At 65.7% G+C, this 24771-nt stretch carries 22 protein-coding genes and 2 pseudogenes; 12 read left to right on the plus strand and 12 right to left on the minus strand.

Going from position 1 to position 24771, the window contains the following annotated elements:
* The first annotated feature begins 98 nt into the window (after positions 1-98).
* From QE449_RS05795 to QE449_RS05810, 4 genes and pseudogenes are all read left to right on the plus strand, one after another.
* Positions 99-410 (plus strand): putative quinol monooxygenase, encoded by a 312-nt coding sequence (locus QE449_RS05795; protein WP_006247389.1) that lies wholly within the window; start codon positions 99-101, stop codon positions 408-410.
* A 94-nt stretch (positions 411-504) separates the two neighbouring features.
* A pseudogene (locus tag QE449_RS05800) lies at positions 505-1104 on the plus strand (transposase); the annotation flags it as partial.
* Positions 1105-1174: 70 nt separating this feature from the next.
* Complete coding sequence (locus QE449_RS05805) at positions 1175-1684, plus strand: hypothetical protein (RefSeq protein WP_307108430.1); 510 nt, start codon at positions 1175-1177, stop codon at positions 1682-1684.
* Between the two features lie 111 nt (positions 1685-1795).
* Positions 1796-3166, plus strand: coding sequence for a cytochrome P450 (locus QE449_RS05810; protein WP_307108431.1), 1371 nt, complete (start codon positions 1796-1798; stop codon positions 3164-3166).
* Between the two features lie 4 nt (positions 3167-3170).
* Here the strand turns inward: QE449_RS05810 and QE449_RS05815 are convergent, their stop codons facing one another.
* The 3 genes from QE449_RS05815 to QE449_RS05825 form a co-directional block, all read right to left on the minus strand.
* Positions 3171-3746: a zeta toxin family protein gene (locus tag QE449_RS05815; protein WP_056073380.1), complete on the minus strand. Its 576-nt coding sequence runs from the start codon at positions 3744-3746 to the stop codon at positions 3171-3173.
* Between the two features lie 4 nt (positions 3747-3750).
* On the minus strand, positions 3751-4101 hold the full coding sequence (locus QE449_RS05820) for a hypothetical protein (protein ID WP_052493090.1): 351 nt from the start codon (positions 4099-4101) through the stop codon (positions 3751-3753).
* Positions 4102-4170: 69 nt separating this feature from the next.
* Positions 4171-6060 carry a DEAD/DEAH box helicase gene (locus tag QE449_RS05825; RefSeq protein ID WP_307108432.1) on the minus strand — a complete coding sequence of 630 codons (1890 nt, stop codon included), beginning with the start codon at positions 6058-6060 and terminating at the stop codon, positions 4171-4173.
* 397 nt (positions 6061-6457) lie between these two features.
* Here QE449_RS05825 and QE449_RS05830 point away from each other — a divergent pair, with 397 nt between their 5' ends.
* Both QE449_RS05830 and QE449_RS05835 read left to right on the plus strand, forming a co-directional pair.
* Positions 6458-6925: a hypothetical protein gene (locus tag QE449_RS05830; RefSeq protein WP_307108433.1), complete on the plus strand. Its 468-nt coding sequence runs from the start codon at positions 6458-6460 to the stop codon at positions 6923-6925.
* Positions 6922-7674, plus strand: a complete 753-nt coding sequence (locus tag QE449_RS05835; RefSeq protein ID WP_307108434.1) for a hypothetical protein — start codon at positions 6922-6924, stop codon at positions 7672-7674. The genes QE449_RS05830 and QE449_RS05835 overlap by 4 nt, the downstream gene beginning before the upstream one ends.
* A gap of 8 nt (positions 7675-7682) precedes the next feature.
* Here QE449_RS05835 and QE449_RS05840 read toward each other — a convergent pair whose 3' ends face one another.
* On the minus strand, positions 7683-9308 hold the full coding sequence (locus QE449_RS05840; protein ID WP_027504863.1) for a long-chain fatty acid--CoA ligase: 1626 nt from the start codon (positions 9306-9308) through the stop codon (positions 7683-7685).
* Between the two features lie 87 nt (positions 9309-9395).
* Positions 9396-10202: an acyl-CoA thioesterase II gene (locus tag QE449_RS05845; RefSeq protein WP_307108435.1), complete on the minus strand. Its 807-nt coding sequence runs from the start codon at positions 10200-10202 to the stop codon at positions 9396-9398.
* 258 nt (positions 10203-10460) lie between these two features.
* Between QE449_RS05845 and chvE the strand changes: the two genes are divergently transcribed.
* The 6 genes and pseudogenes from chvE to QE449_RS05875 all read left to right on the plus strand — a co-directional run bounded on the left by chvE (position 10461) and on the right by QE449_RS05875 (position 17354).
* Complete coding sequence (gene chvE / locus QE449_RS05850; RefSeq protein ID WP_307108436.1) at positions 10461-11597, plus strand: multiple monosaccharide ABC transporter substrate-binding protein; 1137 nt, start codon at positions 10461-10463, stop codon at positions 11595-11597.
* Positions 11598-11605: 8 nt separating this feature from the next.
* A complete protein-coding gene (gene mmsA, locus QE449_RS05855) occupies positions 11606-13144 on the plus strand; it encodes a multiple monosaccharide ABC transporter ATP-binding protein (protein WP_285184593.1) in 1539 nt (512 codons plus the stop codon).
* Positions 13141-14475, plus strand: coding sequence for a multiple monosaccharide ABC transporter permease (gene mmsB, locus QE449_RS05860; protein WP_222649590.1), 1335 nt, complete (start codon positions 13141-13143; stop codon positions 14473-14475). The genes mmsA and mmsB overlap by 4 nt, the downstream gene beginning before the upstream one ends.
* A gap of 84 nt (positions 14476-14559) precedes the next feature.
* A pseudogene (locus QE449_RS05865) lies at positions 14560-15150 on the plus strand (LacI family DNA-binding transcriptional regulator); the annotation flags it as partial.
* A 133-nt stretch (positions 15151-15283) separates the two neighbouring features.
* Positions 15284-15547, plus strand: a complete 264-nt coding sequence (locus QE449_RS05870; protein WP_307109687.1) for a substrate-binding domain-containing protein — start codon at positions 15284-15286, stop codon at positions 15545-15547.
* A gap of 61 nt (positions 15548-15608) precedes the next feature.
* Positions 15609-17354, plus strand: a complete 1746-nt coding sequence (locus QE449_RS05875; protein WP_307108437.1) for a TerD family protein — start codon at positions 15609-15611, stop codon at positions 17352-17354.
* A gap of 81 nt (positions 17355-17435) precedes the next feature.
* Here QE449_RS05875 and QE449_RS05880 read toward each other — a convergent pair whose 3' ends face one another.
* The 7 genes from QE449_RS05880 to QE449_RS05910 form a co-directional block, all read right to left on the minus strand.
* Positions 17436-18143 carry an HD domain-containing protein gene (locus QE449_RS05880; protein WP_307108438.1) on the minus strand — a complete coding sequence of 236 codons (708 nt, stop codon included), beginning with the start codon at positions 18141-18143 and terminating at the stop codon, positions 17436-17438.
* 20 nt (positions 18144-18163) lie between these two features.
* The gene (locus tag QE449_RS05885) at positions 18164-19504 is read right to left on the minus strand and encodes a hypothetical protein (RefSeq protein WP_307108439.1); all 1341 of its coding nucleotides are present in this window, start codon (positions 19502-19504) and stop codon (positions 18164-18166) included.
* Between the two features lie 132 nt (positions 19505-19636).
* A complete protein-coding gene (locus QE449_RS05890; protein WP_307108440.1) occupies positions 19637-20452 on the minus strand; it encodes a CoA ester lyase in 816 nt (271 codons plus the stop codon).
* A complete protein-coding gene (locus QE449_RS05895; RefSeq protein WP_307108441.1) occupies positions 20449-21612 on the minus strand; it encodes an acyl-CoA dehydrogenase family protein in 1164 nt (387 codons plus the stop codon). Before QE449_RS05895 ends, QE449_RS05890 begins: the two co-directional genes overlap by 4 nt.
* A gap of 26 nt (positions 21613-21638) precedes the next feature.
* A complete protein-coding gene (locus QE449_RS05900; RefSeq protein ID WP_222639093.1) occupies positions 21639-23009 on the minus strand; it encodes an MmgE/PrpD family protein in 1371 nt (456 codons plus the stop codon).
* Positions 23006-24220, minus strand: coding sequence for a CaiB/BaiF CoA-transferase family protein (locus QE449_RS05905; protein ID WP_204868763.1), 1215 nt, complete (start codon positions 24218-24220; stop codon positions 23006-23008). Before QE449_RS05905 ends, QE449_RS05900 begins: the two co-directional genes overlap by 4 nt.
* Complete coding sequence (locus tag QE449_RS05910; protein WP_027504875.1) at positions 24217-24768, minus strand: MaoC family dehydratase; 552 nt, start codon at positions 24766-24768, stop codon at positions 24217-24219. The genes QE449_RS05905 and QE449_RS05910 overlap by 4 nt, the downstream gene beginning before the upstream one ends.
* Positions 24769-24771: the final 3 nt, after the last annotated feature.

Consider the following 24771-nt stretch of genomic DNA (forward strand, 5'->3'; position numbering starts at 1 on the left):
AATAGCAATACTGTCGTATACGCCACTCCCCACCGGCCCTCGCTCGTCATACGCTGAACTCGCCCCACGAAGAACCCCGACTTCAAGGAGAACCCCTCATGTCCACACCCGCATCACTTCCGTATGCCTTCGTCGCCAAGATCGTCGCGGCCGATGGACAGCACGACGCGCTCGCCGATCTGCTCGCCGGCGCTGTCGCACTCGCCAACGAAGAAGTAGGAACGATTGTCTGGTTCGCGGCTAGGACCCACGCCGACACCTTCTGGATCTTCGATGCATTCCCCGACGAGGCCGCTCGCGACGCCCACGCCAACGGCGCCATCGTCGCAGCCCTGATGGCCAACCAGCACCTCCTCGGCGCAGCACCCGAGATCCTGGCGGCCGACGTCCTCGCGTCCAAGCTCCCGTAGTCCGCCAACGCACGAGACGATCGCGCCCCGCCGAGCCGTCGGACCCGATCGCCTCGACACCCGCACCACGTTGACGATCCCCGACGGGCCGATCACGAGGAGGCCAGAGGAGATCCCGGACGCAGTCACGATGATGGATCCCTTCCACGTCGTGCGCCTGGCCGGTGACGCCCTCGAGAGGTGTCGGCGCCGGGTCCAACTCGCGATCCACGGGCACCGTGGGTTCAGGGACGACCCGCTCTACAAGTCGCGGCGCACGCTGCACACCGGCGCGGACCTGCTTACCGACACGCAGAGCGACAGGCTACGCGCGCTGTTCGTTGATGACGCTCACGTCGAGGTCGAGGCGACCTGGGGTGTCTACCAGCGCATGATCGCCGCCTATCGCCACGAGGACCGGCAACGTGGCCGCGAGCTCATGGAGAAGCTGATCACCGACCTCAGCGCCGGCGTCCCCAAGGTGCTCACCGAGCTCACCACCCTGGGCCGGACCCTGAAGAAGCGAGCCGCCGACGTGCTCGCCTACTTCGAACGACCCGGCACCAGCAACGGGCCGACCGAGGCGCTCAACGGACGGCTCGAACACCTGCGCGGCTCCGCACTCGGGTTCCGCAACCTGACCAACTACATCGCCCGAAGCCTGCTCGAGACCGGCGGCTTCAGACCCCAACTCCTACACCCCCGATTGGGATGAGCCATCAAGACTCGGTAACAGTCACAAAACGATCGGTCTTTTTCTGCCTGACGGTGCCAGAGTGATGACCATGCGACAGACAACGCGTCGAGCGGCAGTGGCCTTGGCACTAGCGATCCCGGTGTTCCTGGGGGTGGGCGCGGGAACGGCATCCGCTGCACCCCAGACGTCGATCTTGCAGGTGCCCGTCGTGACGGGTCTGGAGATCGGCCCGGTCAGCGTGCCCGGCGGGCTCATCCAGACCACGCCGATCAAGGCGACGGTGGGGGAGAGACCGGGCTCGGTCCGGTTCTCCGCTGCCGACATCAAGCCGTACTACTACCAGTACAACTACCGGTGGATGACTGTGCAGTGGCGCAATCTCTCGACGGGAGCGGCCGGCGCCGTCGACTTCCGCCACTGGGCCTCCGAGGATCTCTCGGCCGTCGATCCGAACGCCGGCACCCGAGGGCTCCCGCTCGACGTGGTCGCAGATACCGGACCCGGTACGGTCGCCGTTGTGGTGACGCAGAGCCGCCAGTTCCCCGCGCCGTTCTCCGAGACATTGTTTCCGGGACTGGGCCTTCTGACGGTCCCGTGAGGTTGACCGCCGCTCGTTGTGAACCATCCCAGGCGCAGTGACCTGCTGGGCACTACTGTCACGCTGAGTCCGGTTCGTGGCAGACCCGGCCCTGTCGAGGAGCGTGGTGGCGTGGCGTCGGTGTTCGCTCAGCGCGCCAGCTACCAACGGCAAGGGATCCGTTTCGTCGGCGGATCGTTGCCGTTGTCGTCGGAGCGGAAGGTGTCCGACGCGTTCGGCAAGAAGTTGTCGCGCGACTACCTCTTCGTCGACGATCGGGAGTCCGACTTCATCGGTACCTGGCGTGGCAGTCGAGTGCAGTTGTACGCGGTGTCGCGCCGGGCCATCGAAGCGATCGTCAACCCGAAGATCGCCGGTGTGCACATCGATCGTGACACCGCCGCGCAGTATTCGTTCGGTCAACTGAGTCCCGAAGCGCTGACCTTCTCCTCTGCGCAACAGCCCCGTTTCCGCGACCGCAAACGCAACATGATCGTGGCGACGAGCGCCGGATCCGCCCTTAAAGCGATGACGCGCGCACTGCCGACGCACGTTCGTGCGGGTGACGACAGCATCGACCTGCGGCCGATCGTCACCGAGTGCGTCCGCGCTGCTGTGGCGGAGGCAGTGTGGGGTGACGCGGCGACGACGGTGATCGACTACGTCGACGAGAGCGGTGCCCATCAGACACTGCCGTTCGCAGATGCGATGTACGACAACTTCTTACGCCTTCGACGGTGTGCGAACACATACGCCATGAGAGTCGAGCCACGGCTGCAACGTTGGACGTTTTCGCGGGAGCAGCGGTGGATGCGAATCAACACTCGGACACTGGTGCGGCACGCCTCGGTTCTGGCGGATATGCCGCTCGACGACACCATCGCCGGCCACATCAGGCGGTTGCACGGCATCTCGGGGTTCTCGTCGACCATGGTCCGTGACGACACCACGACGTCCTTCATCGCCGGCGTCGACACGACGCGCACGGCCATTCTCGCCACGCTGAAGCATCTGCTCGCTCCCGCCAACACGCAATGGAAGGACGCCTTCTCAGCTGTGCCCGTCGAGTCGCTGGGTGATTCTGCAGTGGTTCGTGCGTGCGTGATGGAAGCGTTGCGCATCGACACCCCCGGGTCCGTGTTCAACGGGCGGGTGATCGAAGACTGCCGCATCGCGCTCGGTGACGGCAGTGTCGATCTGCACCGTAATACGCTGGTGATGCCGAACCTTCATGCCGCGCACGCGGTTCACGGTCCGACATTCGATCCGAACCGGATACTGAACGCTCACGCGACGGATCACGTCGCCCCGCTGGTGATCCCCTTCGGCAAGGGTCCGAGATCGTGCCCTGGCAAGTCGTTCGCGTCGTCGATGATCGCGGTGTTCGTGCACGACTTCCTTCAGGCGCACCCGGACGCCGCGGTGGGCACGACGCACCCGGACAACGCCTATCCGATCCACACGGCATCCGAGCATGGTCTGCACGTGTCGCTGCGTGGCTGAGGTGTCAGGTCATCAGTGCGGCGGGAGCCCACGACGGCCATGACGGGTCCCCAACCAGTCGACCATGGTCGTAACGAGCGATAACGCGAAAGGGGTTGCTTGCGTTGGTATTGTCGTAGACGCGGGCATTTTCGACGACATCGATCGCGGATCGAACCAAGGGCCACAGGCGCACGTATCGCTCACGGACCTTTGCCTCGGGCACGGAATGACCGCCGATCTCGACGCGGTTGACGACGCGGGCTACGGCCAGGTCGACCGGAATGGCGACGATATGAAGTGTGACGAGGTACCCGGCCTCGTTCGCCGTCTCGATCAGATCGAGCTTCGACGGATGCGAGAAGACTGTCTCGGTGACGAACGACGCGGCCTGTGCGAGTAAGGCCACCCGCTGTTCGGCGGCCAACCTCGATGCGTCGTACGCGTGCGCTTGTTCGTCACCGGGCCAGTTCTCGGTAGCGATCTCGTCGGCGTTGACGAAGGGAAGATGAGTGACGGGCGCCAGCACCCGAGCAAAGAAGGTGCTCTTGCCGGCGCCGTTCGGGCCGGCAAGCAGGTGCAGGACCGGGTCGCGGGTCATTCCGTCAGGGACGGTGCTCGATCACAGCGCCGTCTTCGTCGCATTCGACGAAGGCCCGTCCTTCTGCCTCGAATTCGCTGCGCAGATCCAGGCCTTCTGACATCGCGTCGATTCGCTCGGACCATTCCGCGCGTACGACTGCCTGCTCTCGCGGGGTGAGCGCGTCGTAGTTCTGCCGACCTGCCAATACCCCGGCGATGTCGCGTGAGGCTATGTGATGTGAGGCCTCGATCTCACGCCCGACCAGTGCCCAGTGTGCAATTTGTTGGGCTGCGCTCCGGCTCGACGCACTGCCGACCAGCTTCGCCGATGCATACAGTTCATCGTCGACCCGTAGCGATGACGTCGTACCCATGAGCTGCTCCGTTCGTTGTCGTGCACCTAGTGTAGCAATCTGCCACAGCTATGTACTGCCGGATGATGACTAGCTGTCAGCAGTAACCCGAGCCGCCAGGAACGCTTCCGGATCGATCAGATCGGCCTGACCGACGATCGATCCCAGGTCGGCGATTCGCTCCACTCCGGTCAGCACCATCTCCTCCTCGACGGTCCCCTCGGCGTAGCCGTAGTAGCAGGTGGACGTCGTGTGGTTGTGGTCCTTGTCGATGCGGTTGGCGCGGCCCTCGATCTGGCGGATATCGATGGGTGTCCACCGAGGGTCGTGGATCAGCGTCACCCGCGGCGCGAGCGTGGACGTCGTGCCTTCGGGCAGCAGCATCTCGTTGGTGTGCAGGTTGATGGCGCTCGTTGTGGTCGACACGATGACGGTCGCGTCCCCGGTTTGGAAGCGCCGGATCTCGGCCTCCTGCTCCGGACTGCTCATGCTTCCGTCGACCACCGCAACGGCAAGCCCGCTCTCGCGCAAGTCGTCGGCGAGAGCGGCGACGGACTCGCGGTAGAACATCGACACGAACACCTGGTTGCCGGCCTTCACCCACGTGCGCACTTGGTCGGCGGACGCGGGAATGCGGAGGTACGAACACTTCTGGCGGAACCGCAGCGTTGCAGCGCGAACACTCGGATTCTTCTGCAGCACCCGTTTGCCGCCGGACACCTTCCACATCGGCAGACCGACCTCCTTGCGATAGTCGACCCATGCGGAGTTGTACAGCCGCTTCTGCGCGGCGGTCAGTTCTTGCCCGAGCGGTTCACGTGGTGTGGGCGGGGACGGTCGCGAGATCGACCACGGCACAGCACCTCCCGACAACCACCCGTGCACGGCGGCGATATCGCGCTCGCGACGGGCAGCATCCTCCGGCTCCCAGCGCCACGTGGCCAGCCCTGTCGACGCCTTGCCGGCCTTGATCGCGAAGCCGGACTCTTCGAGGAAGTTGGCCCACTTCACGGTGAGGGCGTAACCGAGCTGGTCGTCGTCGCCCACGATTTCGACGCCGCGTGACTGCTCGATCGCGCGCGCCATGTACGCGAAGTGCAGCGGCTGGTAACCGGGGGTCGCGGACATCCACACCACCGACCGCGCGGCTTCCTGATAGCGCCACACGATCTGCGACTGCTGCGATTCGATGTTCATCAACGCATGGCACTCGTCGGCGATAACCACGTCGATCTCGAATCGCAGTTCGCCTAGCGTGATGGTTCGCTTGTTCTGTGTCCGTTTGCGTTTGCCCAGATCGGTGTCGGGTGGGACGGACAGCAGCTTCTTCGTCGACTGGTAGGTGACCAGGAGCCAGCGCTTACGGTCGGAGGGCTCGATGTCGGCTTCACTGTCCGCGATCGTGCGACGCCATCCGGGCAGCGCACCCTTCGGTGCGACGACCAGGACGGTGCCGATTTCGGCGGCAGACATCTGCCGCACGGCCTCGCACACCGACAGGGTCTTGCCCAAGCCGGTGGAGTCCATCTGCGCGAAGTACGGGAAGCCCTCGTCGAGGGCAGTGAGGTGCCGACGGACCGATTCGAGCTGGGTGTCGCGAGGGAGCAGGGAACGGACATGCACGGTCTCCGGGCGCCAGGTCTCGTTGGCATCATCCTCGAGCCACCGCTGCAGGCTGTACGGCATCGACTCGTACGGCTGCAGGTACTCGGGCAACTCGGTGCCGTAGTACGCGAACACTCGTGGGCCTGGATACCAGCGCGCTCCTGCAGCACTCGCGGCGGAGCGGTCCTCGAAGGGAACATCCAGCACCCACACACGCTCGCCGGCGTCGGGCACGCGCAGGTCGGGAGCTGCGGTCTTCTTCGCCGGTGCGCGGCGCTTGGTCGGCTTCTTCGCAGTTCCGGCGAACTTCCGGGCTGCGCTGCTCTGACCGGCCTTCACGGTGCGAGTCGTGGTGGAGCGTCTACGTGGTGGCATCGGGAACATCCTCTCCGATCGCAACTGATGGTCACGACAAGGGTCGTCGGCGGGAGTGGGGTCCTGTGCCGTGGGAACCAGGCACTGCCGAGAGTGGCATCGACGTCCGACACCGTCGACAAGGTTGGATACGACCGCGCCATACCCAACCTTGTGGCCATAAGGTTGGGTATGGCCCGATGCAGGGGCCGGTAACTCAGTCCCTGCGTTGCTCACCACGCCAGGGACGTGGTGGGCTCAGCGACTGGTTTCCCTGGTGTGACACAGCCAGTGCACAGAGTAATTAGTGAAATGTGTGAGTGAACAATCGAGGCCGCATCCGTGTCAGTGCGCACTGCTAGGTTGATGTTGCCTCCACTCGGACGGCAACCCCCTCATTGTTTCAACCGGGAGACGCATGCCTGAAAAGAAGATTCTGTACGTCGATCTAGACAACACGCTGGTCGACTTTCAATCCGGTATCAAGCGACTACACCCGTCCGAAATCGTCGGGCTCGAGGATGACCTGGACGAGGTTCCGCGCATCTTCTCGCTTATGGATCCGATCGACGGCGCTTTGGACGCCTACAGGCTGCTCGCGGAGCATTTCGATACGTACATCTTGTCCACTGCCCCGTGGAAGAACGCCCAGGCGTGGCACGACAAGGTCAAGTGGGTGCAGTGGCACCTGGGCTACGAGTCGGGGTCGGTGGCCTACAAGCGCCTCATCCTCTCTCACCACAAGAATCTCAACCGGGGTGACTTTCTGGTGGACGATCGAGGTGCCAACGGTGCGAAGGAATTCGAGGGTGAGTTGATCCCCTTCGGTACCGGGAACTTCAAGACCTGGGCCCAGGTCACGAAATACCTGCTCCCGCTGGCGTGACCGGCGAGGAAGGCCTGTCCGCCGAATTGTCCGCCACTGCGGAGCTTCTCAGCAGGACGGGCGACCTCGACGAGCCGAGCGGACCGGCCCCCTGGCTGGTGAGGCAGGTCCTGGCATCGCAGCACGATGACGAGCAGTTGGCCCAGTGGACATCGTCGACGGTGATCGACGACAACGTGCAGGCACCGGTGTTCGACGAGGCGACCTTCGCCTGGCTCCACAGAGGGCTGACCGATGTCTACGACTTCCCCATCGGCCATGCGGGACTGATGCACACGTACGGCTATCTGCTGTCGACAGTGGTGACCCCCTACGGACTGAAACGTCAGAGGTGGCTCACGAGCGACCTGGCCGTCGCCTTCGGCAAGGAGCCCACTCACCTTCAGCCGACGGCATCCGAGACCCCTCTGATGGAGCGCGTCGCATCCACGGTCCTGCCGGCGCTCAGCGATCCGGTCGGAACCACACGCGTCGTCCTCGCCTTCGACGAGGTGCTCGACACCGTCAACGCGATGCGCACCGTCTTCGTGGCCGATCCCGGAAGCGGTTCCACCGCAGTCGTGTACGGACTGGTGACGAGCTCGAAGACCCAGATCGTCTCGACCTTCCCGGTCCAGCCTTTGGAGCAGGAATGGGCGCGGACTCGACTGAGTGAGCCGACCCGGTACCGCTTCAACTACGCCCCACCCACAGCTTCACCGGGAAGCGCCTTCGACGGGTCGACGGAAGTACTCGTGTCCCGCGTCTGACGTTCGTGTCAGCCGACCTCGACGACCTCCAACGCACCATCCGCATGCGACCCGCGCAGCCGCTTCTTGTCGAACTTGCCGACACTCGTCTTCGGCACCTCGTCGATGAAGGTCCAGCGTTCCGGCAACTGCCAGTGCGCAACTCGGCCGTCGAGGAAGTCGCGGAGCTCCTCCGCGGTCACGGTCTGACCCTCGCGCACGACGACGGCGACGAGTGGTCGCTCGTCCCACTTCTCATCGGGCACACCGATGACCGCGGCCTCGCGCACAGCGGAATGCTCCATGACGTGGTTCTCGAGCTCGACGGACGAGATCCATTCCCCACCGGACTTGATGATGTCCTTCGACCGGTCCGTCAGCGTCAGGTATCCGCCCTCGGAGATGGTGCCGACATCGCCGGTCCGCAGCCACCCGTCGTCGAACTTGTCGGACGCGTCGCTGCGGTAGTAGCTGCCCGTGATCCACGGCCCGCGCACCTCGAGTTCGCCGACGTGCGTGCCGTCCCACGGCAAGACGGTGCCCGAATCGTCGACCAGGCGAGCACGGACAGCGGACACGAAACGTCCCTGGGTGCAACGTAAGTCGAACTCGTCTTCCGGAGACAGTCCGACGTCGGGGCGCCCGGACGTGCCGAGCGGCGACGTCTCCGTCATGCCCCACGCCTGGGAGATGGGAACGCCGTACTTCTCGTGGAACGCCCGCATCAGGCTCGGCGGGCACGCGCTGCCGCCCACGGTGACGTCGCGCAGGCTCGACAGGTCAGCCGGGTGGTCCTCGAGGTGGGCGAGCAGTGCCTGCCAGATGGTGGGGACGGCGGCGGCCGCCGTGGGTCGCAGCGTCGTCATCATCTCTGCGAGCGGCGCCGGCTGCAGGAAGCGGTCCGGCATGATGAGCGACGCCCCCACCATCAGCGCGGCGTACGGCAGTCCCCAGGACATGGCGTGGAACATCGGCACGATGGCGAGCACGGTGTCCGACTGCGCGAGCGCCATGGCATCGGTCATGCAGACCTGCATCGAGTGCAGCCAAATCGATCGGTGCGAGTAGACGACGCCTTTCGGGTCACCGGTCGTACCCGAGGTGTAACACATTGCTGCAGCGGATCGTTCGTCGAGCTCGGGCCAGTCGTACTCGTCGGGATGGCCTGCGAGCACGTCCTCGTAGCCCAGCACCTCGATGTGGTCCGGTGCCTGCACCTGTGCGGGGTCGGCGCCCACGACGACGAGGTGCCGCACGGTCGTCATGGTCGGCAGGAGCGGCGTCAGCAAGGGGAGCAGGCTGGCGTCGGCGATGATGACGCTGTCCTCGGCGTGCTCGACGATGTACGTGAGCTGCTCGGGGAACAGGCGGATGTTCAGCGTGTGCAGCACGGCACCCATGGCCGGCACGGCCATGTAGGCCTCCATGTGCTGCGAGTTGTTCCACATGAAGGTGGCGACGCGCTGGTCCCCGTCGATCCCGAGCGCTCGAAGACCGTGGGCGAGTCTGGCGGCGCGTCGACCGAGCTCGGCGAAGGTGATGTTCGACGGCCCCGCCTCGCTCCACGTGGTGATCGTCGCCGATGCGTGCATCGACGTGCCGTATCGAACGAGCTGGCCGATGGACAACGGGGTGTCCTGCATGGTGCTCTTCATGACTCTCCTGCCGGTCGATCCGCGAGGCGCACGACCTACGTGCCCTGTGTCACATTGTGCACACTGCGGCTCGGCAGGGACCCGATATCAGTCCTTGTAGTAGACGACCTGGTGTCCGGTGGCGAGGAGAGTGCCGCTGGTGCTCCACAGCTCGGCGGTCTGGTCGAAGTAGCCCTGATGGAATCGTCGTGCGTGCGCGGTCCCGAGGACGTACCCGTCGTATTGAGCCGCGAGATCCTCCGCCGTCGCGAAGTAGTGCACGGTGAGCGAGATGGTTCCGGCGGCGACGTACTTCCCGCGCCGCTGGAAGACCCGCGGGTAGAAGATATCGCTCATCGACGTCAGGGACGCGAAGTCCATCGGGCGCGGGGGAGAGTCCCGGATCCACAGCGTCGCAACGGAATCGGCGGACTCCGTCTCGGTCAATGCGCCGGCGGTGAACCGCATCTCGTAGTTGTTCGCCCAGGCGATGAACTCGGGGAAGTCGATCGTGTCGACGTCCGCGGGGTCGGGCATCGCGGGCGGCGACGACTCGAGGGCGTCCCAGGTGGTGCGGCGCGTACCGAAGACCGCGGTCGCGGTGGTGGCGACCGTGCCGTCCTGGCTCAGCTCCAGGTACCAGTGCTGGTTGCTGCGATTCGTCCGCACGGCGCGAGTGGAGATCTCGAACTCGCCCTCGGCGATGGGCCCCGCGAAGTTCACGGTCAGCGTCACCGGGTCGCCCAGTCGGTCGGGATGAAGCTCGACGGCCCGGACCAGCGTTGCGGCGGTGAGCCCGCCGAAGGGGCCGACCATGTTGTTGTACGGCGCGGAGGTCCGGCCGCGGTAGCGACCGTCGCCCAGAGGCTCGAGGGTGAGGCCGTCGTCGAAGGCGTGCGATCCGGGGTGAGTCATGAGTCGTCCTGATTCGGTAGTTGTATGCACCGAAGCATAACGGTGGTCTGAGCGGGGTGGTGACACCGCGGATCGACTTGCGGACTCTGTTAGCGCTAACACGTCGCAAAGTCCAGTTCGGGGGACCCGTTGACATCGTCGATGTTATCGCTCACACTCGCTGGGCGGTGTGATTCACACCACTCGACAGCAGCATGATCCGCAGCACGGCGAATCGAATGCCGGCCCTGCCGACCAGCCACCACCCGAGGAGACACGATGAAGTTCCGACACCTACCGGTGGCTGCGGCCGCGGTGGCGATAGCGATCACGGTGACCGCGTGCGGGTCCAGCACGAAGACCGCCGACGTCGCCCCCTCGGCGGGAGGCGACACGGCCGGCGCTCTGATCGGCGTCACGATGCCGACGAAGTCGTCCGCCCGGTGGATCGCCGACGGCGACAACCTGAAGAGCGCGCTGGAGTCGAAGGGCTACAAGGTCGATCTGCAGTACGCCGAGAATGACATCCCCACCCAGGTCAACCAGATCGAGAACCAGATCACCCAGGGCGCGAAGCTGCTGATCGTCGCCTCCGTGGACGGCACCGCCATCACCACGCAGCTGCAGGAAGCCAAGGACAACGGCATCGGCGTCATCGCGTACGACCGCCTGATCCGCAACTCGCCGAACGTCGACTACTACGCCACCTTCGACAACTACAAGGTCGGCGTCGACCAGGCCACGTCCCTGCTGGTCGGCCTGGGCCTGAAGAACGAGGACGGCACCGACAAGGCCGACGCCCCCGCCGGCCCGTTCAACATCGAGGTCTTCGCCGGTTCGCCCGACGACAACAACGCCACCTTCTTCTTCGACGGTGCCATGGAGACCCTGAAGCCGTACCTGGACAAGGGAACCCTGAATATCGGCAGCGGTGAGTCCGACTTCGAGACGGCCGCAACCCTTCGGTGGGACCCGGCGACCGCCCAGAAGCGCATGGAAGACCTGCTGACCAAGACGTACTCGTCGGGTCAGAAGGTGCAGGGCGTGCTCTCGCCCTACGACGGTCTGTCCATCGGAATCCTGTCCGCGCTCAAGAGCAACGGATACGGAACCGCCGGTCAGCCGTACCCGATCGTCACCGGTCAGGACGCCGAGGTTCCGTCGGTCAAGTCGATCATCGCCGGTGAGCAGTACGCCACCATCTACAAGGACACCCGCGAGTTGGCGGCGGTCACCATCCAGATGGCGCAGGCAGTTCTCGAGGGCCAGACCCCCGAGACCAACAACACGACCGATTACGACAACGGTGAGAAGGTCGTTCCCGCCTACCTGCTGCAGCCCGAGATCGTCTACAAGGACAACTACGAGAAGCTCCTCGTCGACGGCGGCTACTACACCGAGGATCAATTGAAGTGAGTTCGGCGATGACGAGCCAGATCTTGGAAATGCGCGGGATCACCAAGACGTTCCCGGGCGTGAAAGCACTGCAGGATGTCACCTTGACGGTGGAGCGCGGCGAGATACACGCGATCTGCGGCGAGAACGGCGCGGGAAAGTCCACGCTCATGAAGGTTCTGTCGGGTGTGTATCCCCATGACACGTTCGACGGCGACATCGTGTTCGACGGTCAGGCCTGCGAGTTCTCCGACATCCGGAGCAGCGAAGCCAAGGGCATCGTCATCATTCACCAGGAGCTCGCGCTCAGTCCGTATCTGTCCATCGCCGAGAACATCTTCCTCGGCAACGAGCGGTCCAAGCGTGGGTTCATCGACTGGAACCGCACCAACTCCGAGGCCGCAGCCCTACTGAACCGTGTAGGGCTGCGGGAGAACCCGGTCACCGTGGTCAACGACCTCGGTGTCGGCAAGCAGCAACTCGTGGAGATCGCCAAGGCGCTGTCCAAGGACGTGACGCTCCTGATCCTCGACGAACCGACTGCAGCGCTGAACGACTCGGATTCCACCCATCTGCTCGAGCTGCTGCGCGGGCTGCGGGACGAGGGCATCACGTGCGTGATCATCTCGCACAAGCTCAACGAGATCGCGGCCATCGCCGACCGGACCACGATCATCCGGGACGGTCGGACCATCGAGACGCTGGACATGCGCAACCCGGATGTCACCGAGGATCGCATCATCTCGCTCATGGTCGGCCGCGATCTCGAGCACCGCTTCCCGCCGCACGAATCCACGGTGGGAGAGGAGGTGCTGCGGATCGAGGACTGGACCGTGCACAGCCCCACCCAGCACGGTCGGACCGTCGTGGACAAGGCGAATCTGACGCTCCGTCGCGGGGAGATCGTCGGTCTCGCCGGGCTGATGGGTGCCGGCCGCACGGAACTGGCCATGAGCGTCTTCGGGCGCAGCTACGGCACGGATATTTCCGGACGGTTGTACAAGTACGGCAAAGAGATTCACGTCAAGTCCGTCAACGACGCGATCGAGCACGGTCTCGCGTACGCGACCGAGGATCGCAAGCGTTACGGCCTCAATCTGATCGACGACATCAAGCGCAACATCTCCACCGCGGCCCTGGACAAGTTGGTCGCACACGGATTCGTCGACGACAACCACGAGTACGAGGTTGCCGAGGGCTTCCGCAAGAGCATGAACATCAAGGCTCCCAACGTGGAGGCCGTCGTCGGCAAGCTGTCCGGCGGCAACCAGCAGAAGGTCGTGTTGAGCAAGTGGATCTTCAGTGATCCGGACGTGCTCATTCTCGACGAGCCGACGCGAGGAATCGACGTCGGCGCCAAGTTCGAAATCTATTCGATCATCAACAGCCTCGCCGATGCAGGCAAGGCCGTTCTCGTGATCTCGTCCGAGCTGCCCGAACTGTTGGGGCTGTGCGATCGGATCTACGCGCTGTCCGCAGGCCGCATCACCGGTGAGGTGACTCGGGAGGACGCAACGCAGGAATCTCTCATGCATCTCATGACCCGTGGAACAGGAGTACTTCGATGAATCAGCTGTCGACCGTCCGGGGGCTGCTCACGCGAAACCTCCGCCAGAGCGGAATTTTCATCGCCTTCGCGTTGATCATCCTGCTCTTCACCGCGCTCACCGGTGGACAACTTCTGGTGCCGCAGAACATCAGCAACATGGTGGTGCAGAACTCCTACATCCTGATCCTGGCCATCGGCATGGTCGTGATCATCATCGCCGGCCACATCGACCTGTCGGTGGGATCGGTGGTCGCGGCCACCGGCGCCATCGCGGGTGTCCTCATGGTTCAACAGAACGTGCCATGGCCGCTGGCAGTGCTGATCACGCTGGTCGTGGGCGGACTGATCGGAGCGTGGCAGGGCTACTGGGTCGCGTACTTCGGCATCCCCGCGTTCATCGTCACGCTGGCCGGCATGCTCGTCTTCCGCGCCGTCACCCTCATCGTGCTGGGCAACCAGGGCATCGGGCCGTTCCCCGGACCGGTGCGGACGCTGTCCAACGGCTTCCTCCCCGGATTCCTCGGCAACGTCGGCCTCGGACCCCTGGGCGGAGCCGACATCTTCACGCTGCTGGTCGCCATCGCTGCCATCGTCGGAATCGTGTTCAGCCAGTGGCGGACCCGCATGGGCCGGCAGAAGTACGGTCAGGTCGTCGATGCGTTGCCGCTGTTCATCGCCAAGCTCACCTTCGCCGGACTTCTCGTGCTCGCCATTGCTGTTCAGCTGGCGCGCTTCAAGAACCTGCCGTACGTCTTGATCCTCCTCGCCGTGCTCGTCATGGGGTACTCCACGCTGGCCGGTCGAACGGTGTTCGGTCGCCACGTCTACGCCATCGGCGGCAACATCCACGCCGCATCGCTGTCGGGCATCAAGGTCAAGCCGGTCACGTTCTGGCTCTTCGTCAACATGGGTGTGCTGTCGGCCCTGGCGGGAATCATCTTCGCCGGGCGACTCAACCAGGCCGGCCCCACTGCGGGTAACGGATTCGAGCTCGACGCCATCGCGGCCGCCTTCATCGGTGGTGCAGCGGTGCAGGGCGGTGTCGGTCGCATCGTCGGCGCTCTGACCGGCGGACTGATCATCGCCGTCATCAACAGCGGAATGTCCCTCATCGGATCACCCAGCGAGCGAGTCCAGTTGGTCAAGGGCCTCGTCCTTCTCGCGGCCGTCGCCTTCGACATCTGGACGAAGCGTCGAGCCGCCAGCGGACGCGGGGGTGGACCGGACAAGGCCGAGAAACCGGCACCGTCCACTTACATGGGTCTCCCGGTTCCGGCCGAGATGTTGGGCGGTTCCACCGACACGAAAGCTGCCCCCGCAGCCACCGCGTCGCCGCCCGTGTCGAGGTAGATCGGCGCGGCGGGGCAGAACCTGCGATCCTGGACGACGGACGAGTGAACTGGGGGGACTGTGACGCCGATTCGAGGGCCGGCCATGACGGACGTGGCCAAACTTGCCGGGGTGTCCCATCAGACCGTCTCGCGGGTGATCAACGGTCATCCCCACGTCACCGACGCGACCAGGGCGCGGGTCACGCAGGCCATCACCCAGCTGGGCTATCGGCCCAACACCGCGGCTCGGGCTCTGGTCACCGGAAGCAACCGCACCATCGGCATCGTCGCGACGGGAGTTGCTCTGCACGGACCGGTCTCGACGCTGTACAGCGTCGAGCGGGCCGCCCGGCACGCCGGCTACTCGGTGCTGGTGGGGGTTCCGACCTCGCTGGAGGAGGACGCCATCAACGCGTGCGTTCGGAGTCTGCACAAGCAGGGTGTCGACGGTGTGGTGGTGGTCGCGCCGCTGCGCACCGACAACGGCGACATCGCGGGGCTGGCCGGCGAACTGCCGCTCGTCGCGGTCGAGGGGTCGCCCGCCGGAGATCTCGCGGTGGTGTCCGTCGACCAGGTCCTCGGAGCGAGGGACGCCACGTCGCATCTCCTGGAACTCGGGCACCGAGAGGTGTGGCACGTAGCCGGGCCTCTGGGGTGGTACGAGGCCGCGGACCGGGTGAGCGGGTGGCGGTCGGTGCAGGAGGAGCGGGGGATCGATCCGCCGCCGATGATGAACGGGGACTGGACCGCCCGGTCGGGCTACGCCGCCGGCACCGTCCTCGCGCAGATCAAGGGTGTCACCGCCGTGTTCGCGGGGAAACGACTCCATGGCGCTCGGAGTGCTGCGCGCGCTCGACGCCCACGGGCGGCGGGTTCCCGAGGACATCAGCCTGGTCGGTTTCGACGATGTTCCGGACGCCGAGTTCTACTCACCTCCGCTCACCACGATCCGCCAGGAGTTCAGCGAGGTGGGCGTGCGGAGCGTCGAGATCCTGCTCGAGCAGATCGAGTCCGGGAAGTCGAGCACCCGACGCTTCAGCATCGCCCCCAGCCTGGTCACCCGAGCGAGCACGGCTGCGCCGGACAACTGAGATGTCGTAGTCGTCGTGCATAGTGACCGGGCAGTCTGTTTCCTCACGAAGGTGGATGTCCATGCGCAGTGCAACCTCGGTGCCCGACGACCGCTGGGTCGTGGTCGACGTCGAGACGTCAGGGCTGAAGGCGAACCGTGACCGGGTGCTGAGTGTTGCTGCCCTGACGCTGGACGATCACGGACGCGTCGCGAGTGAGATGTCGACTCTCGTCAATCCCGGGTGCGATCCCGGCCCGGTCCACATCCACAAGCTGACACCCGCGCGGTTGGCCGGCGCTCCGCGCTTCGAGGACATCGCGCCGCAGCTCATGTCGATGCTCGACGGACGCACGATGGTGGCGCACAACGCGAGCTTCGATCACGGATTTCTGAAGCTCGAATCCATGCGCGCCGGTCTGGACATGCCGACGCGTCAGAGGTTGTGCACGTTGGCTCTGTCCCGACGACTCCAGCCCGACCTCTCGAATCACAAGCTGTCCACCCTCGCCGCGCACTGGAAGGTGATGCAGTCGCGGGCGCACGACGCCTACGACGATGCCCACGTCCTGGCGCAGATCTTCACCCACAGCTCTCGGCTGGCACGCTCACTCGATCTGCCACTTCCCGTCGTCACCTGCAGTGACCGCCTGACGCTCTACCCGGACTCCATCCCTCGAACACAGTGCCCCTGGGAGAACCCCGGACGGCTCGACGTCGCACACGGGCTGGTTCAAGGAATGCGCGTCGTCATCAGCGGCGAGACGCGCATCCCACGACTCCGTCTGGCCGAGCAGTTGACCGAGGCCGGCCTCGACGTCATGAACTCCGTCAGCAGGTACACCAGTGTCGTCGTCTGTACCGATCCCGCGTCGGAGAGTGTGAAGGTGACTCGGGCTCGCTCACAGGGCATTCCGGTGATCACGGAGCACGTGCTGCACGATCTGGTGCGCGTCGTTCGCCCCGGCACCCGGAAGGGCCCACGGAAGCCCGTCGTGGCGACGATGCCTCTGCCCGCGCCGTCCGCCGCACCGTGGGCGACTCGCCGTGTCCTGGTGATGGGAGGCTCCCACGCGGAGTCCGTGCTCATGCGGTCGCGACTGATCCAGCTGGGAGCCACCCCCGCCGTCAATCTGAGTGCGGGCGTGACCGACGTACTCCTGCTCTCCCACGGCGACGGTGACCCGCGCATGCCACGCGTACGGGAACGACAGCTGACGACACTGTCCTCGATCGACGTGGACAGGGCTTTGAACCTCGACGAGGTGACGCCGCGCGCCGAGGTCATCACCCGGCCGTCGATGGCCCCGCTCGTTCCGCGCGGAGGCGTCGTCGATCTGCCGGAGAACACCACTGTGGTGACGGTGGACGCATCGTGGCGCGCCGCCGACACAGATCCCATCGCCGTCGACGTGGTCGCATTCCTGACGACAGCGGATGAGGTGGTGTCCAGCGACGAGGACTTCGTGTTCTACAACGCCCCGTCCACGTCCGACGGGGCCGTGGTGCTGTCCCTCGACGGGGACAGTGAGCAGGGCGTCCGCATCGACCTGAGTGTCGTGCCGGACGACATCGAGCGCATCGTGATCGCCGCAGCGATCGAGAACGAGCACACCTTCGGTGATGTCGGTGCCGTGTCGATCTCGCTCTCCACGCCTGAATCGCGCGTCGCCACTGCAGTGTTGGACGCCGCGACCACCGAGCGGAGCCTCATTCTGACCGAGATCTACCGACGGGGCACCGCATGGAGGTGTCGAGCAGTGGGGCAGGGGTACGACGACGGCCTCGCGGATCTGGCGACTCGGTACGGGGTCGTCGTCGACGACTGATTCGCGCCCGCATCAGCCGTCCGCGCGCGGCGCAACCCTCGCGGCTGACCGGAAGTCGAGCGGATCGGAGGAGGCGGGACGTCAGCCCGCCGTCTGTTCCTTGATCGACGCCAGGTGACCGCGCAGATTCGCCATTCCGTCCGCCGTCAGTCCGAGCGCCTCGCCGTGCTCTGTGGCCGCCGCCTCGACGATCTCGACGAGCGGCGCGTACTTGCTCAGCAGCTTCGTGCGCTTGGCGTCGTCCGCGAGATACTCGAGACTGCCGGCGTTGTCGACGAAGTCGGACACCTTGACCAGAAAGACCTTCGGGTCGCGGATCACGGTCGTCACGTGTTCGACGTACTGCGCGGCACGGTCCTCGCCGGTGCGCGGCGGGGTGGTGACGGCCTCGATGAGGCGTGCGACCTCCGCACCGAAGTGTGCCTCGAGTGCGCCGAGAGCCTGGCTCCCGCCGAGTAGATCGACGATGCGGTCGGACTGATCCTCGACGGTGTCGTGCAGGGCTGTGGCCACGAGTACGTCGAGATCAGCACATCCGTACCTCATGAGGCGCAGCACGTTTCGAGACGGGTGCGTGATGTACGGATCGTTGATCTGATCGCCGCGAGTGGTGCGGCGCTGCATCAGATGGGCGTAGGACGCCACGGCGAAAGCATCCTCGAGCGGTGAGGTCTCCATTCCTCGACCGCGTGCCTCGTACCGGATGGCGTGGGCGAGCAGTGACGGGTCCATCTCCTTCAACGGCACGTCATTCAGTGCGCGAGTGAGGGCGTCGGACGTCGATGTCATGGGGTCCTCTCGTGGGACTATCAGGAGGTGCGGGGGAGTTCGTCGACGAACTCGTACGAGCAGCCCAGCGCACTGCGCTCATCGGTCACGCCGTTCTGCCGGAACCACGCGACGCACGCGTTGGCGATGAGCTGGGTGTCGCGGCTGAACAGATAACCGTCCGTGCAGTCGTCGAAGTGGTCGTCGTGATGCCAGTGGTCCAGCTCCAACCCCTCGACACCATGGTCGACCAGTCGGAGTCGCTGGAGAACGGCTCGCGATCGGCGCACCATGTACACGCCGTCGTCGAGGACGTGGATCTGCGCGTTGAACACGTCCCCCTCGTCGTCGGGGTCGTAGTCGCTGGGACCGAGTTCGATGATCAGGCCGGCGGGCTTGTCGAACATCGATTCCATCAACCATGCTGCGGTGCCCTCGGAGTCGTCGACGGGCAGAACTCGGCCGTATCCGTCGGTGATGTTGTCGAGGAGTCCACCGCGGGGCAAGGGAGCGATCCATGCGTCGATGGCGTCGCCGTTCCTCCGTAGGTTCGCAACGCCGTCGTCGGTCAACCAGGCGGGGCCGTGGAAGAACTGCTCGACGCCCGACATGCCGTCCGAGTTGGTGTACTTCGCGTACCAGTTGTCCAGGTCGACATCCTTGTCGGTGACGACGACGCATCTGGTGCCGTCGATGCGGAGTGCGTACTGCCACTCCGGGATTGCCGTCGGCCGATTGTCGACGCGCGGACGAGAGTGCTCTCGTTTCCATACCGCGGTCTCGATCGTCCTGATGCGTGTGATGGACCACGCATTGCTGATGGCATGGAGGGATTTGGCGGTGAGTTGGCAGGCCCAGGAGACGTCCCAGTCGCGCCTCGACACGATGATGTGCCGACGCCCGTTGTCGGCGACGACGACGTCCGCGCGTTCCCTGGACCGGAAGTAGTCGGACAGCTCCACGTCATCGACGAGCTCGTCGTACGGCTCGATTTCGATGATGACGGTGTACCGCGTGCCCTCACTCGCCGGCAGTCGGCGAGTGCGGGGGAGGCGACTGTCGGCTATGTGCGGGCTGGCGGACCAGAGGTCCGATCGGCTCGTCTCGACGCCGAGGACGGTCCACTCCTCTGCCAGCCTGTCGACGGCGTGGAGGGCGGCCTGTCCGGAGACCCACCAGCCGCTGCCGGGTACGTCGAGGACGACGCGTGCGTGACCGAGTAGGGACCGGTCGATCCTGGCCGCGTCGTCACCGACCAGGTGCAACAACCGGAGGTACTCGTCCGGTTCGATCTGGTCGAAGGGCCGGTCGATCTCGACGGCGACGGTGAATCCGGGATTGCCGGCGGGGATACCGCCCAAGCCGCGACTGTCGTGGTCCATGGGTTCTCGATTCTGTGCGAACAGCTAGCTCGACGTCGGAGAACCGAGCGTCGGTGGCAGGAATCATCCGTCTGCCTACTCACTGTTTACAGCAGGGCACCGACATGTTTCGGGCCCGAACCCACTTGCCCTCTACGCGCGCTCCATCACCCGTCGTGCCCGCTTCGCGACTGCCTCGTCAATGAGGTGACCGTCCTGGTCGACCCCGGCCCCACCGGACTCGAGGGCGGAGAGCACGGCGCGTGCTCGGGTGACGTCCTCGGGCGTGGGCTCGAACACCGCGCGCGCCGCCGGGACCTGGGCCGGGTGGATGCACGCGCGGCCCACGAAGCCGAGACGCGACAGCGACTGCGTGTCCGCGGTGAACGCGTCGAGGTCGCGGAAGTTGCGGGACACGGCCCCCAGCGGGGGGAGGAGGCCTGCGGCGGCGCTGGCCGCGACCACCTGTGACCGCGCGAACAGCAGCGCGCTGGGGTCCGATTCGCCGTCGATACCGAGGTCGACGGCGAGATCGGCCTCACCGATCTGCAGGAAGCGCACGCGGGGTCCTTGCGCGATGGCGAGCGCGTCGAACAGCGCCGCACCCGTCTCGAGCAACGGCGACACCGCGGCGTGTGGACACACGCCGGCGAGCACCCGATCGGCGATCGCGATCTCCTCGGGTGACCCCACCTTGGGGAGCCACACCCCGGTCAGCCGGGCATGCGCCACCGCGCGAATGTCGGCCTCCTGCAGCGGGCCCGGGTTGACGCGCACCCACACCTCGACGTCACCGGGCTCGCACGTAGCGACCCAGGCGGCCACCTCCGCGCGTGCGGAGTCCTTGTCCCGCAGAGCGACTGCATCCTCGAGATCGAGCACGACGGCGTCCGCACCCGAGGCGAGCGCCTTGTCGAAGCGGGCCGGCATGTCGCCGGGGACGTAGAGGTAGGTGAGCGCCCCACTCACCCGATCACGCTCGATCCCGCGACCAACGACTTCGCGATGACGGTGCGCATGATGTCGTTGGTTCCCTCGCCGATGGCCATGAGCGGCGCGTCGCGGTAGAGACGCTCGACGACGAACTCGGTCGAGTAGCCGTAGCCGCCGTGAATGCGCATGGCCTCGAGGCTGGCGGTGATGGCGGCCTCCGACGCGAAGTACTTGGCCATGCCCGCCTCCATGTCGACGCGCTTGCCCGAATCTGCCTGCGATGCAGCCCAGTAGGTCATGAGTCGGGCCGCCTGCAGCTGCGTGGCGATGTCGGCGATCTTCAACTGGATCGCCTGGAACTCGGCGATAGGCTGCCCGAAGGCGGTGCGCTCCTTCGCGTACTGCAGCGCGGCGTCGTAGGCCGCCTGCGCGATTCCCACACTGCGACCCGCGATGTTGAGTCGACCGATCTCGAGTCCAGACAACGCCTGCTGCAGTCCACGGCCCTCGACGCCGCCGAGGAGTGCGTCGACCGGCACCCGAACGTTGTCGAAGCTGATCTCACACGACTCGGTGCCCTTGTAACCGAGCTTGCCCATGTCACGCTGGACCTCGAAACCCTCACTGGTGGTGTCGATGAGCAGCAGGCTCATGCCCTTGTGGGAAGGGGTGGCGGAGGTGTCGGTCTTCACCAGCACGGGCAGGACGTTCGCATGCCGCGCGTTGGTGATCCACGTCTTCGCGCCGTTCACGACGTAGTGGTCGCCGTCGCGCTTGGCGGTGGTCTTGATGCCCTGCAGGTCCGTGCCCGCACCTGGCTCGGTGAGGCCGACGCCGGTGCGCCACTCACCCGTGGCCAGCTTCGGGAGGAGAGACTGCTTCTGCTCGTCCGTGCCGTGCTTGGCGATCATCCAGCACGAGAGGTTGTGGCTGCCGACGATGCCGGCAATGCCCATCCATCCACGCGCCAACTCCTCGTAGACGAGAGTGAAGGAGACCTTGTCGAGTTCGAGGCCGCCGTACTCCTCCGGCGTCGTGATCCCGAACAGGCCCATGGCCTTCATGTGGTCGACGATCTCCGTGGGGTAGCGGCCGGTCTTCTCCCATTCGTTCGCGACCGGGACGATCTCCTTGTCCACGAAGGTGCGCAATGCCTTACGGAACGCCGTCTGCTGTTCGTCGTACGTGAAATCCATGGTGGTGTCCTTCTTCCAGGCGAGGGTCAGGGGGCGGGCGCGATGGCCGCGGCGAGATCGAGCACGGCGGAGAGGTCGTGTTCGTCGGCGAGTCCGAGAACGCGATCGGCGAGTTCGTCCGCACGAGCGTCGTGGCCGCAGTTGCCGAGAAACTTCTCCCGCAGTGCCGCGTCGTCGAGTGGGAATGCGGCACTGCCGCGACTTCCGCCGACGTCTCCCACGAGCACACGGCCGTCGGCGAGGGTGATGGTGGCGTGTCCGGGAGCGGCGGCCGCGGGCCCGTCGGTGGGACGTTCGACGACGCGGACCGTGCGCGCCGTCGTCAGCACGTCGGCTCGGGCGATCGACGCGTCGGTGTAGGTGGAGACGTCGACTGCCCCGTCGCGCAGCAACGCGGCCACGCTCCACGGCAGATCGAACTTGCCGTCGTACGTGCTGCGCGGGGAGGCGACGCCCGTGTTGGGTCCGCACACGAACGGGGTGGAGTCCGGGTGGACCAGCACTTCGATGTCACGGATGTCGTCGACGTGGACGTCGTGGCCCGCGACAGCGGCGGACACCGCGTCGAGGGTGACGTGCATCAGCTGGCAACTGGGGTAAGGCTTGATGCCAATCCCCATTGCTTCCCAGCGGGTTCCGAATCCGTCGGTCAGAACGGTCAGGTCGACGGGTCGATCGGTGAGTGCCGCATAGACGCCCCGTCGCCCTTCCAACACGGAGCCCGGTCCGGTGGCGCCGGCGGCTGCGAGGCGGGTGGCCAGGATGCCGTTGAAGCTGGCCGTGCCGGGGTGCAGCGCTTTCGTGTCGGCATCGGTGTCGAGGAACTCGAGGAGACCGGAGCTCGACGATCCAGCGATGCCGAGCGCATGGACCAGAGTCTCACTGTCGAACTTCCCGAGCCGCCCGGCGACGACGGCCGCGGCGAACGGGCCCACCGCCGCGGTCGCGTGGATCCCCCGAGCGTGGAACCCGTGGGGACTGACAGCGCCCAGTCGGCAGGCCGTCTCGAGGCCGAGTGTCGCGGCTGTGAGTACCTCGGCACCGGTGGCGTGGGTCTGCTGGCCGACGGCGAAGGCTGCCGGCAGGGTGACGGCGGTGGCGTGGACGAGCGCCCCGGCGTGCGTGTCGTCGAAGTCGAGCGCGTGCACCAGAACGCCGGTGGCCAGGGCGGCGGCCGGCGCGGACAGGGCGCGGGTTCCCGTCAACGGGCGGGCCTCGGGAGGGCCGCCCAGACCGTCGGCGACGGTCCATGCGGCGCGTCCGTGGCCCAGACGCTGCGCGGCCACCGCGGTACCCACCGAATCGAGCAGGTGACGAGCGGTCGCGTGCCGCACGGCCGGCGGCACATCGTCGAGGGTCACTCCCGTCGCCCACTCGGACAGCACTGTGGAGGTCACGCGTGTGCCTCGGCCGTCACCTCGCCGAAGGCGCCGCTACGGCGCAGGCTGGCGATGGTCTCCTCGTCGTAGCCGAGGTCGGCCACGATCTCCTCGAGGTTCTCCCCGCGCTGCGGTGCACGTCGGTATTCGGGACGCTGCGGCCCGAAGTTGACGGGGGAGGCGAGTTGGCGCACCGTGTCGTACACCGGGTGCTCGGTCTCGACGATGAGATTGCGTGCGAGCGTGTGGGGTTCGGTGAGCGCGTGCGCCACGTCGTTGATCGGTCCGGACGGAACGCCTGCCGGGCCCAGCAGCGACAACCAATGTGCGACGGTGTCGGTGGCGAACACGTCCTCCAACATCGGCAGCAGAACGTCCTTGTTCTGCCCCCGCAGGGAAAAGCTCGCGAAGCGAGGATCGGCACCGAGATCGGGTCGGCCGATGGCGACGACGAGCCGTTCCCAGAACTTCTCCTTGGCGCAGCCGACGATGAGCCAGCCGTCCGTGGCCTCGAAGGCCTGGAACGGGACCAGCGACGGGTGGGCCGAATTCTTGGTTCGCACCGGCTCGAAACCCGCGTTGAGATGCCACGTCGCGGGATACGTCAACAGCGACATCGCGGTGTCGTACAGCGACACGTCGCAGTCCCCGCCGACACCGTCGCGCCGCGCGGCGTGCAGACCGGAGAGCAGGCTGATCGCGGCGACGAACCCGCCCGAGTAGTCCACCAGCGAGAGACCGGATTTGGTGGGTGGGCCGTCGGGATCACCGGTGACGCTCATCCAGCCCGCGAGTCCCTGCAGGATGTAGTCGTAGCCGGGTTCCTTCGCGCGCGGACCGGTCATACCGAACCCGGTCAGGCTGCAGCAGACGATGGCCGGGTTGAGGTGTTTGAGATCGTCGTACGTGATGCCGATCTTGGCGGGTACGTCACCGCGCAGGTTCGAATAGACTGCGTCGCTAGATTTCACGAGGTCCTCGAAGACAGAGCGCCCGGCGGGTGTGGAGAGATCGAGCGACAGACTGCGCTTGTTGCGGTTGAACGTCTCGAAGAAGAGCGAGTCCTCGCCCTCGTTGAACGGCGGCACGTACCGGCCGACGTCACCGCCGACGTTGGGGTCCTCGATCTTGATGACGTCGGCACCGAGATCAGCGAGGTGAAGACTGCCGAACGGGCCTGCGCCGTACTGTTCCAGCGAGATGATGCGGACATCCTCGAGTGGTTTCATCGTGCGTCGCCTTTCGTGTCGGACGGCAGCTGCAGCGGACCGCTCTGCGCCTCCGGGAAGTAGTTCTGGCCGATGCCGCTCTCACGCGTCGCCACCATGACGGAGCGCTTCCACGAGATCACCTCCACGCCATCCTGATTGAGGCCACGGGTGATCATCGAGACGATGCCGGCATAGGGGCGGGACTCGGAGAGTCGCAGGCCCGTGCAGATGCTCTCTGCGTACAGCGTGTCGCCCTCGTACACGGGGTGAGACATCTTGATGTCGGTGAACGCGAGATTGGAGATCGCGTTCTGGCTCATGTCGAGTACGGAGATGCCGAGAATCACCGCAACCGTGAAGCCCGAGTTCACGATGACGCGCCCCTCGGTGATCGGGTTCTGCGCCGCGAGATGTGCGTTGAAATGGTTCTGGTTCGTGTTCATCGACAGCAGCGTGATCCAAGTGTTGTCGGCCTGCGAGACGGTGCGTCCCAGAGGGTGTTGGTAGACGTCACCCACCACGTAATCCTCGAAGAAGCGCCCTAGAACGGCCGGATGGACTGCCACGGT

The organism is Rhodococcus sp. SORGH_AS_0303, from assembly GCF_030819335.1.
In the GTDB taxonomy this organism is placed as follows: Bacteria; Actinomycetota; Actinomycetes; order Mycobacteriales; family Mycobacteriaceae; genus Rhodococcoides.